Origin of the sequence: Faecalibacterium sp. AF27-11BH (genome assembly GCF_003603005.1) — a bacterium.
Lineage (GTDB): Bacteria > Bacillota > Clostridia > Oscillospirales > Ruminococcaceae > Faecalibacterium > Faecalibacterium taiwanense.
This window is the reverse complement of record NZ_QVGS01000024.1, coordinates 433-10,128: the sequence shown is the minus strand read 5'-3', so window position 1 is coordinate 10,128 and position 9,696 is coordinate 433. Positions and strand designations below refer to the sequence as shown.

At 48.5% G+C, this 9,696-nt stretch carries 14 protein-coding genes; 2 read left to right on the top strand and 12 right to left on the bottom strand.

Translation table 11 applies throughout. The features are described from left to right. Nucleotides 1–524, bottom strand: a 524-nt coding sequence (locus tag DWY76_RS13550; RefSeq protein ID WP_133300821.1) for an AAA family ATPase, incomplete at its 3' end; no start/stop codon positions are given. After that, nucleotides 524–1,393 (bottom strand): DUF6017 domain-containing protein, encoded by an 870-nt coding sequence (locus DWY76_RS13545; RefSeq protein WP_120081591.1) that lies wholly within the window; start codon nt 1,391–1,393, stop codon nt 524–526. The genes DWY76_RS13545 and DWY76_RS13550, both read right to left, overlap by 1 nt. A gap of 144 nt (nt 1,394–1,537) precedes the next feature. On the opposite strand from DWY76_RS13545, the gene DWY76_RS14135 reads away from it, so the two are divergent. Beyond that, nucleotides 1,538–1,825 carry a hypothetical protein gene (locus DWY76_RS14135; protein ID WP_165852645.1) on the top strand — a complete coding sequence of 96 codons (288 nt, stop codon included), beginning with the start codon at nt 1,538–1,540 and terminating at the stop codon, nt 1,823–1,825. A 347-nt stretch (nt 1,826–2,172) separates the two neighbouring features. Next, nucleotides 2,173–2,424, top strand: a complete 252-nt coding sequence (locus tag DWY76_RS13535; protein WP_120081590.1) for a DUF6061 family protein — start codon at nt 2,173–2,175, stop codon at nt 2,422–2,424. Here DWY76_RS13535 and DWY76_RS13530 read toward each other — a convergent pair. From DWY76_RS13530 to DWY76_RS14445, 10 genes are all read right to left on the bottom strand, one after another. Continuing rightward, nucleotides 2,421–3,569 (bottom strand): plasmid recombination protein, encoded by a 1,149-nt coding sequence (locus tag DWY76_RS13530; protein WP_243112061.1) that lies wholly within the window; start codon nt 3,567–3,569, stop codon nt 2,421–2,423. The two genes, DWY76_RS13535 and DWY76_RS13530, sit on opposite strands and share 4 nt — an antisense overlap. A gap of 233 nt (nt 3,570–3,802) precedes the next feature. Further along, entirely contained in the window at nt 3,803–4,369 is a 567-nt protein-coding gene (locus DWY76_RS13525) for a hypothetical protein (RefSeq protein ID WP_120081589.1), read from the bottom strand. Between the two features lie 42 nt (nt 4,370–4,411). Further along, nucleotides 4,412–5,116: a DUF3658 domain-containing protein gene (locus DWY76_RS13520; RefSeq protein WP_207665865.1), complete on the bottom strand. Its 705-nt coding sequence runs from the start codon at nt 5,114–5,116 to the stop codon at nt 4,412–4,414. Beyond that, nucleotides 5,100–5,390, bottom strand: coding sequence for a hypothetical protein (locus tag DWY76_RS14450; protein ID WP_243112060.1), 291 nt, complete (start codon nt 5,388–5,390; stop codon nt 5,100–5,102). The genes DWY76_RS13520 and DWY76_RS14450 overlap by 17 nt, the downstream gene beginning before the upstream one ends. A gap of 190 nt (nt 5,391–5,580) precedes the next feature. Next, on the bottom strand, nt 5,581–5,859 hold the full coding sequence (locus DWY76_RS13510) for a type II toxin-antitoxin system YafQ family toxin (RefSeq protein WP_120081587.1): 279 nt from the start codon (nt 5,857–5,859) through the stop codon (nt 5,581–5,583). After that, nucleotides 5,852–6,118 carry a type II toxin-antitoxin system RelB/DinJ family antitoxin gene (locus DWY76_RS13505; RefSeq protein WP_120081586.1) on the bottom strand — a complete coding sequence of 89 codons (267 nt, stop codon included), beginning with the start codon at nt 6,116–6,118 and terminating at the stop codon, nt 5,852–5,854. The genes DWY76_RS13510 and DWY76_RS13505 overlap by 8 nt, the downstream gene beginning before the upstream one ends. Nucleotides 6,119–6,370: 252 nt before the next feature. Then, on the bottom strand, nt 6,371–6,946 hold the full coding sequence (locus DWY76_RS13500) for a hypothetical protein (protein WP_120081585.1): 576 nt from the start codon (nt 6,944–6,946) through the stop codon (nt 6,371–6,373). A gap of 93 nt (nt 6,947–7,039) precedes the next feature. Then, nucleotides 7,040–7,216 (bottom strand): hypothetical protein, encoded by a 177-nt coding sequence (locus DWY76_RS13495; protein ID WP_243112059.1) that lies wholly within the window; start codon nt 7,214–7,216, stop codon nt 7,040–7,042. Between the two features lie 17 nt (nt 7,217–7,233). After that, a complete protein-coding gene (locus tag DWY76_RS13490) occupies nt 7,234–8,499 on the bottom strand; it encodes a plasmid recombination protein (RefSeq protein ID WP_120081583.1) in 1,266 nt (421 codons plus the stop codon). Between the two features lie 466 nt (nt 8,500–8,965). Beyond that, nucleotides 8,966–9,696, bottom strand: a 731-nt coding sequence (locus DWY76_RS14445) for a DUF5906 domain-containing protein (protein WP_243112058.1), incomplete at its 5' end; no start/stop codon positions are given.

Sequence of the window (9,696 nt, the reverse complement as noted above, 5' to 3'; positions counted from 1 at the left end):
ACCGTCTGCAAAAGCTGTTCCAAGCCTTTTGCAGACAGATACTGCGCCTGCACGGGAATCAGGGTGGTGTCTGCCGCCGCCAGTGCATTTACGGTCAGCATCCCAAGGGAAGGGGTGCAATCCAGCAGAATGAAATCGTAGTCGTGCTTTGCGCCTTCCAGCACCTGTTTCAGCATCTTCTCCCGGTTCATGCAGTTGACAAGGGAAACTTCCAGCCCCGCCAGTTCAATGTTTGCCGGAATCAGGTCAACGCCCTCTGTGTGGTGCAGGATGCCTTCGCCGGGTGGAATGCTCTGGTCGTTCATGGCTTTTGCCATCAAGGTGGAAAGGGTTGTGGGCAGTTCATCGGGCTGCTGCCAGCCCATGCTGATGGTCAAACTGCCCTGCGGGTCAGCGTCCACCAACAGGACTTTCTTGCCTTCCATCGCCAGCCCGATGCCTAGATTTTCACAGGTGGTGGTCTTGCCAGTGCCGCCTTTCTGGTTGACGATGGCAATTGTGGTTGCTTTCTTTGAAATTTTTATCACCCCCGCATCGCTAAGTCGTGATTAGTTTGGTTTTGATAGGAAAGCTGCATCGTGGTGGGTGCGTTGTACAGAGAAGCGAGCAGGTATTGTTTCATGTTTCGGATCGGGCTGCTGTTCTCTGCAAGGCACTTCAGCACAAAGCGGATATGGTCAGCGTTCAGCTTCATAAAGCGACTGCGTACCACCTCGGCGGGCTTATCGTCCCCGGCAATGCGCAGCAGCTTGCGGTTGGTAGCGCAGGTGTCCACCAACAAATCTACGATCTGATAGATGGTGTCCTCATCGTCCGGGCAGAGCCGGAGCAGAAGGTCTACCTCCAAAGACTGAGAAAAATATTCTTCCAGTTGGGTGCGTTTGCTCATCCCATCCGCTTCTTCAGAATTGAATGGATCAGTCTCACTCATTTCAGTATCATTCTCTTTAGTCTTATTACATCGTGATTTTGAAGGGTCTTGAGTTGCGTTTTTGAAGCCTCCAGAATCGTGAAAATCACGATTCTGGAATATTGATTTTGACGATTCTGCTGAAAAGTTCTTCACATACACCAAACTTGGCTTTCCCAGACCTCTGCGTTTTCGTTCAATCAGACCAAACTTTTCGAGTTCCCGGAGCAGCTTGGTCGCTTTGTTGTCTGCGCAACACAACGCCCTCTTGACATCCTCTATCGTGAAGATGATGAACACCCGGTTCTGCTCGTCCAGCCAGCCGTTTTTCACAGACAGGCTCATGCGGTCCAGCAGGATGCCGTACAGGGTTTTTGCATCGGTGGACAGACTCTGGAACCGTGGCTCCTGAAAAAGAGCCTTGGGAATGCGGTAGAACGAAAACAGTTCTCCGGTTTGCCCGTAGAAATAATCAAGGATCATGCTGTTTTTCAACCGTCTGTCCTAAAACGAACGTGATTCTTCGTGCGTAGGAAGATGTTTTTGCAACATAAATAACAGGCATTTTGAAAACTCACCTCCAGTCATTCAGTTGAGATATGTACAAAAATTGACGTTATACCGTATATGTTTTATGGTGCGTATACCGCTTGCTATATTTTGTATAAAGTAAGGCAATATTTGATGGCTTTTTTAGGCATTTTCATCTTTGTTGGGTGCGTAGCTGTCGGCCCTGTTTTTGCCGATTTGCGCAATAAAAAAGAAACAGCCAGAAAAAATCCAACTGTTTCTCGTCAATTTTATTGCACAGGGGATATAATCCGAATCATCCCCATACGGTGCGTGATCCGCAAGAAGTATTCAGATGGTCGCCCGTTCAAATCACATCTGAAGCGCATCTCTCCTGAAGTGTGACTTTTTTGCATTGAAGCAAAAATGGCAATTTTTTCTCGAAAGCAATGCTCGTCCAAAAAACCGCATTACGCCTATATTTTTTGCCGTTTTCCCAAAGAAATATTTTGTCCTTTGGGGGCTTCTTTAAGGTCCGCATGGGAGAGCGTTCGGTTCGCATCCGAGAGGTCAAGGGTTCGAATCCCTCTAGGTCCACCAAACAAGAAAAATCCGAACCTGTTTCCGATTGGAGAAGGGTTCGGATTTTTCGTTTTCTTCGGGTTTGAAAATGAAGGCTCCCGTGGACGACGCAAAACTCCGATACCTTGTCATAGACCGTAAGCCACTAACAAGATTTGGAGGGTATGATTATGAAGTACGATGCAAGGGCTTGCCATTTCAACATGGATACCGGGTGCGTGGAACTGCTACTCCGGGATGGGAGAAAAATTTCCATTGACGGCACCGGGGTCGAGGATGCGCTGGACGTGACTATGGCACAGCAGACGGAACTGGACTACCTCATCTACAATGATCCGCTGGGCTATGCAGATTTGATTCTGAACGGTGACCCGGAGGAATATTTGAAGAATGTGGCCAGGAGCCATAGGTTAGAAGATTAAGGACAAAAAAAAATAAAGTGTTCTTCCAGAAAGTCTAGCATCCGACCGATACCGTCCGTCAGACGCTCGGTGAAGCCGCGTTCCTCATGCAGCTCAGATTGCAGATAATAATTCTCGTCCCGCAGCCTACGGTTTTCCTGTTCAAGCCGCTGCTGCCGCTGTGCTTCTTCCAGCCGCTTTTGCATGGACGGCACTTGCGACCGCAGACGGGTGTTTTCCGCTGTCAACTCTTTTACCTTTTGCCGATCCGTCACGCTGCGCAGCGCCATTTTCTTTAATTGCTCGACTTGATCCACCGTCACGCCCTTTACTGCCCCTGTGAGCGTCTTTTCTGGCTGAATATCCTTCATGGATACATTTACCCTGTCTGCCTCCTTTAAGAGCCGTACAGTGCCTTTCAGAGCGTCTCGTTGCCGTTCCAGCTCGGCAACTTCCTGCTCAACTGCCGCTGTCTGCTGCTGCACCGCTTCCAGTCTCGCCGCCGCTTCCTTGAACTGCGGTAAGTCCATGTGTGGTCTGTTCGTGCCGAGAGAGATAATTTCAAAATCGTGCCGCTGGGCAATCTCCGTCAGAGCTTCTTTCTCTCGCTCCATCCACGCCGCCCATTCAGTCTGCTTTCTGCCGACACCAACAAACCCCTGCTGCTTCAACGCCTGTTTCATGGATACCCTGGTCGCAAGTCCTCTGGACTGCTCCGTTGCCACAGGGATAAAATCGACATGGAGATGGGGCGTTGCCTCGTCCATGTGCAGCACCATATTGAACACCCGCAGATGGGGGTTGCGTTCTGCAAAGGAATCCGCAAAATCTTTCAGAGCTGCCGCAGCCCGTTCTCCATCCGGCGTACCGCACCCACAGTCGCTCATGTTGCCGATCTGGAAGATCGCTTCATGGAACAGCTTTTCCTGTTTGCTCTGCCGGATATGCTCATAGTAGTCCGGTATCTTATCTCTCGTTTTGGTTTTCTTTGCGTTGTAGGCTGTGAGAGCTTCATCAAAAACCATGTGGTAGACCTGCTTCAGATCCTCGTTGCAAAAAGTGATATTCTGCTCCGTTCGGCTCTGGTCTACATTCGCCGCAGAGAAGCTACGGTTGTTGTGCCGGATGCTTCCCGCACCTGTCATGCCCGAAATCGTAACTCCCATAAAATCGCCCCCTTTCCGCTTAATCTTCCGTTCTCTATTTTATCATAAACTTCCGCTAAAAACAACCTCTTTGTTACTTTCTGGTGAGAAAGTAAAACGCAAAGGCACTTTCACACCGCCGCCCCCTTTTGTGCCCGGCAGTGTGAAAGTGCTTTGCGCGCTCCCGCGGGGAGAAAGGGGCCAATTGCTATTATGCTACAACTGGCCCCTTTCACTAAAGTTAAATGTTAATTTTACGGAACAATGCCAGTAACCGTTCTCGATACAACACCACCAGAAATCTCGCCAGTAGCATCTACATCAATGTTAAAATCTGCGCTTATCGTAGTTCCAGAAGCAAAAGTTTTTCCTGTATATTTAAGACAGGTTAAGGTGTACTTAGGGATACCAAAATCATCCTGATAGTTGACGGAAATAGTCTTAGTCTTTGAGTAAGACCCTGTTGTCTTATACTTCCATACAATAGATCCTGTTATTTTTTGTAACAAGGTTGTTCGGCACTGCGCTATAATGGAAAAGTACAACTCATCAACATAGTGAATATTAGTAGTCACATTAACTGTTGCAATAGCTCGATTTCCTTGAACAGTATATGGGATTCCGCATTCTTCAAGTTCAGACTTCATCTCATCAAGTTCATCCAAACTCAAAGAAACTGGGATCTCAAATGTTTCTGAAGCTATAATACCTTGCTCTGCACTCATAGCCACATCTTCATCAGACGCCGCAAATGCCGTCATAGAAAGAGAGCACAACATTACAACCGCCAAGAACAGAGAAACAAGTCTTTTTCTTATCATACTGAAATCTCCTTTTTTGATTATTTTTTAGGGAAAGTCAACTCAAAGCAAACTCAAAACATTGGAAACCCTCCATTCTATATATCTGGGGTTTAACCCAAAACCGTACTTACGCCTTAGCGACAATTGAATATCTGGCAAAATATCTGCCAGCACTATGTTCCCTTTTTGGGGGAGAACACAGCTAATATCTGTATCAAAATAGTCATCTTGAACATTCACAACTTTATTTTTATAAAAAATTCTTAAGTTACTCTGATTTTGTATGATTAGACTCCACTCATCAGAAATAGCTTCGATCTGAGCAGCAGATAACATAACGCAATCTTTTTTCAGCGAATCGGCTATCTCTCCTGGGGAGAAATCACTATAACTAATAATACCTTGCAATTGCGGTCTACTAACGTAAATAGTAATCGCTACATCTCGAAAAAAAGTTATTGCTGCAAACAAACCACAAATTTCAGCAGGGCAAAAGCTATATAAAATAGTCAACGGGTGTTCAACTAAAGAATTTTTCGCAAGCGACACATCACTAAAATCTGCCCAATTTATATACTGTAGCATATCACCATCTGTTACAGCAAAAATCGAAAAATCTTTTGAACAATAATACACCCTCTGAATTCCTCCTGCTTTTAATGAATTAAATAAATTTCTATCAAAAACAAGATAATTCATAGCATCTATTTTTTTCATTATGCAACCACTTTCTCCATCTTTATATCTCCTAACTGTCTTCGCCAAAAAACAACCGACTAAACCACCCTCTTTTTTGAGGTTTATCATCCACCACTTCTCGCATTTCCCCACCAGAAGTCAACCTCTGTTGAAGTGTTCCCGCATGAAGTGCCTGAGCTACCTGTGCGGTCTGTTGCGCCGCCACCAATGCCGAGCTGACATCTGCCAGTCTTGCGTTCAGTTCCTCGATCTGCTTATCCTTTACTTCAAGCTGCTCATTTTTACGGTCTAATTCCCTTTGCAACATGGAAATCAACACATCTTCCGAGGTTTCGCCCATCACCTAAATAATGCTGATATATAGCGGTTTTTTGGCTTTCGCTGATTGCGAAACTTCCTTTCGCATCTTTCGAAACATGGTTTCGCCGACACCACGCTCTGACCGCCTGTTCTGACACGCCACATTCTGCCGCTATTTCCGTTATAACACCCGCCATATATCATCACCACTCTTTCGTTTGGATCGATTCTCAAAACAAATCGCTATGAGAACCCGTCCTAATCAATTTCAAAATTAAAGTCTCTCTGACAGCCTTGTAAACAAGCAACCAATCCGGCTCAATGTGGCACTCTCTCATGTCCTTATAGTTTCTGGAATTAGTGAGAGCGTGATCTCGGTATGCCTCCGGCAATGGTTGCTCATTGCATAACAGCGTAATGACTTCTTCCAGCTTCTTCGGATTGCAGCCCCGTTTTACCGCAAGCTTATAATCTCGTTTGAACTGCCCCGTAAACTCCGGCTTAAGCATTAAGTGCCTCCATCAAATCACAGACGCTGTCAAACGGGCCAAACATATCCTCGCCCTTGTCTGCCGCTTCCATCGCAGCATAGGTAGTGGCGTTCGGCTCGTCAACCTTGACCTCAAAGGGAAGTCCATGACACCTAAGTGCCTGGCGATAAAAAATCCCCGTTGCCGTACTCAAATCCATTCCCAAAGTCTTAAAAAGAGCTGCCGCCTGTGCTTTCAGCTCCGGCTCCATTCTAATCGTCATATTTCCTTTAGCCATACATAGCACTCCTTTCTCATCACATAGCTTGCACTTATATTATACTCAACATTCATTCGTTTTGCAAGTGCGTTGCAAATATTATTTGTATCTTTTCTGTGAACACCGTTTTTCTATATGGTAACACCGCAGCGTGCACATTTAAGGGTTGAAAAAGCCTTATTTTATGCGGTTTTCCAGCCTCGTTTTTGGTGGGTGGTAATAAAACCCTTACCCGCCTCCAAAACGCCTTACAGGGCATTTCTGGTGCGTTTACAGCCCTTTCTTAAAATTCTCCACCAACAAATCGCTCAAAGCCTGTGACGGGCGTATTTTGACCGTTATATGCCCCTCCGGTATAGTGTCCCACCATTTGCGAATGGTGGGATAAGTCAATCCCGTCTCCCTTTTGCAATGGCTTTTCGTTCCCCCCGGATGTTGCTGCCGCCATTCATAGACCGTTTTCTGCGCCGTTCCGCTTCCAGATGGGCGTCCACCATTCGTACATTCCCCGATGCCAACCTTAAATTGTCTATTCATATTCATGTACTGCATGTGGAGTTTTTGTGATCGTCCATTCCGTCTATTCCTCTCGATACGAACATCGGTCAGAGCTTCAATATCAGAAATCGTGAAATTGTAATACTCCTTGTCGTAGGCCTCCAGCGCACTCCGTATATCTTCCTCGGTCAATGCGTTCTCATGCTTCACCATCTGTAGATCATCAAAAGCCTGTTTCATGTCCTGCCGGAGCTGCTGCTTCGACACACCGCATTTGTAGGCATAAATGGCAAGACACATCAGAAAGAAATACCGATGCCCACCCTTTATCTCCCCGATCTGCCGCATCCACCAATGGAGGTGTGCCCAACTGGACACACCTCGGTGAGATACATCTATATAAGGCAGGGCGTTCCCTTTACTGGGAGCGTCCTGCTGTTTTTATGCTGCAACAGGCAAGGCTTGTAGAGCTTCCTGTTCTTTCAGCCACACCTCGTATTCACGCTGGCCTTCCTCACTGTTGAAAAACTCAACCATGGAGGGATAAAAGCAACGTGCCAGCGCCTTGATTGCTTCATCCGGGTAGCCGGATTTGTTCGACTTCTTCTTTTTGTTCAAATAGTATCCTCCGAAAATCAAAGTTCCATATCCTGCCCACGCTTGCGGTTTCGCTGCGGCACATTCATGGTGCGCTCCTGCTTGGGGACAAGAATCTTTTCCAGAAAGCTGCGAACCAGTTCAGGCGCACGGTGGAGGGCGTCCAGATAGGGCTTCACTTCGTACCAGAGTTCATGATACTTTTGACCCCAATGAACAGCTTCCTTCTTGGCGGTGGAAAGCTCTTCTTTCAGGCGGCGGTTCTCCACGTCCATCATATAACCGTGGTCGGCTTGCTTTTTCAGTTTGGAGAATTCTTCCTCGGTCAGCGAATAGTTGCCGAGGAAGGTTCGCTTGCCGATATAATCCAGATCGCGCGCATGAATGAGGGCTTCTTTTGTGAGCGTGGCCTTTTTCTGCACAGCGGCAAGTTCCTTTTCGGTCTTGGAGAGGGTTTTGTTGGTTTGGGTGAGGTGCTGCTCTTTCTGGTCAATCTGGGCGGTCAGGCTGTCCAGCCGTTCCTGCTCCCGCTGGACTTTGAACTGAGTGACAGTCAGGTGTTCTTCGGTGCTGCCGCGCTCACCACGCTCTACATCGGTATACCCGGCGCTGCGCATATAGTTGAAGAAATCGTCTTGCAGGATGCTGTACGACTTCTTCAGCACGGGCTTACCGTTCTTTTGCAAAACAGGCTTTCCAGCATCGTCCAGTAGGGGCTTGGATGCCCATTTCTTGCTTCGGCTGACCTGCATGACAGTCTCCTTTACGGTACCGACCAGTGCCTTATCCTTGCAGCGTTTCGACCACAGGATCTGCTTTTCCACCACAGGTACATAGACCACATGGAGGTGGTAGTGGTAAACTTCGCGGCCTAGTGCTTCGGTCATGGCACGGTTGATCTCATCGGCGTGCATGACTGCCGAGAGGATATACTGCTCACCACCCACGATTTGAACGGCTGCTTTGTAGGCATCCTCATAGAACTGCTTGGCGAACTCGTAGCCGCCGTGGTTGTCGAAGTAGGCTGAGTTGACATCAAAGACAAGTTCACAGTAGTGGGTAGCATCCGGCTTCAGGCCGTGCGTGGAGATGGTTCCGGCGGCTTCCAGTTGGGAGAACAGGTCGGTGTAGCTGGCGGTTGGCTTTTTGAAGTGGACGTTCCATGCAGCGCGCTGGGGGATAATATCGGGGTTTCGATAGCTGTCTTTTTCGCGCTCGTTGTGCTGCTGGGTGTTGCCAACAGCCTTGTCCGAAACGGCAAGGTTTCGGACACTGGTGCGGTCAATACCATCATTTCTTGCCAAAGGGCATCCCTCCTTTCGGGGTTCAGAGGAAGGTGACGAGGACGGAGATGCACTTCCCCGGAAGTGTAATAACCCACTATGACACTTTCATCCCTATGGGCTGCAAAGTGTAGTGGGCTCTTCGAGGACTCTCCGAGGGGGAACGTCTCCTGCGGGAGAGTTAATCAAGTTCACGTTTGCGAAGCAATGAAAGCCCCAGTGGGGCTTTTAAGTGACCGAACGGTCTTGCGCCAGCAAGATGGAGGGGCCTCGCCCCGACAAGTTCGCACAATGCGAACTTGATTGCTCCGTACGCATCTGAAAAAATTGCGTACGGACTTCAAATAACCTGTACGGTTCGTACGGTGTACAGAAATTCGAAATATAAACGATACCACGTCTTAATTTGCTTCAATTCGCCGTACGGGTGCGTACAAGTACAGACCGTACAGGTTGTACGAACTTCTTCCGTAAAAAAATGCACTTTTTACGGACAGGGGTGGACAAGCGGCTCAATGCCCACGAAACCCCGCACCCTGCGGCCACCGGGCAGATAGATGTTGTTGGTGGCTTCAAGGTTATAGCGGCGGTCGTTCTGGCGCAGTTCGGCGCTGAAACGGATCGCCGATACGCTGTGGCAGGCGTTGTCCTCGCACCACTGCTTGTAAATGTCGTAGAACTCCTTGGAACTGATGGAGTAGTCCGCCTTGAAACGGAAGTAGCCCTCGGACTCCATGAAGTCGATGACATTGTTGCTGCTGCGCTTGATGGTGTCCACATTGGCAGCGGCACGTTCGCTGACGGTAAAGCGGAAGTTGTTCTGCACCAGCCGGTGTAGCCCTTCCAGACACCACAGCAGGATGCCTTCCAACTCGGCGCACATCTTCTCGACCAGAAATGGGTCGTCTGTGCGGTCGGCGGGCTTGTCCTTGGTGGTCAGGATGAGCTGGCGACGGAAGAAGCCGTCCGAATGGTCATACAGCGAGGTCAGCGCACCGTTGCCGAAGCAGAGGAACCGGGCGTAAATGTCACGCTGGTAGCTCTGGACACCCTTGCGCTCCAAGTCCAGCTTGGCCTCGGCAGTGACGATCGTTTTGATATAGTTGGTCTTGGGCAGGGCGTTCATGTCCATGTCATCGTCGATCATGAGCAGGCGGCGTTCCAGATCGGCACGGGCAAAGCGGTTGTTCTCCACTTTCTGGACGCTGCCGTTGCTGG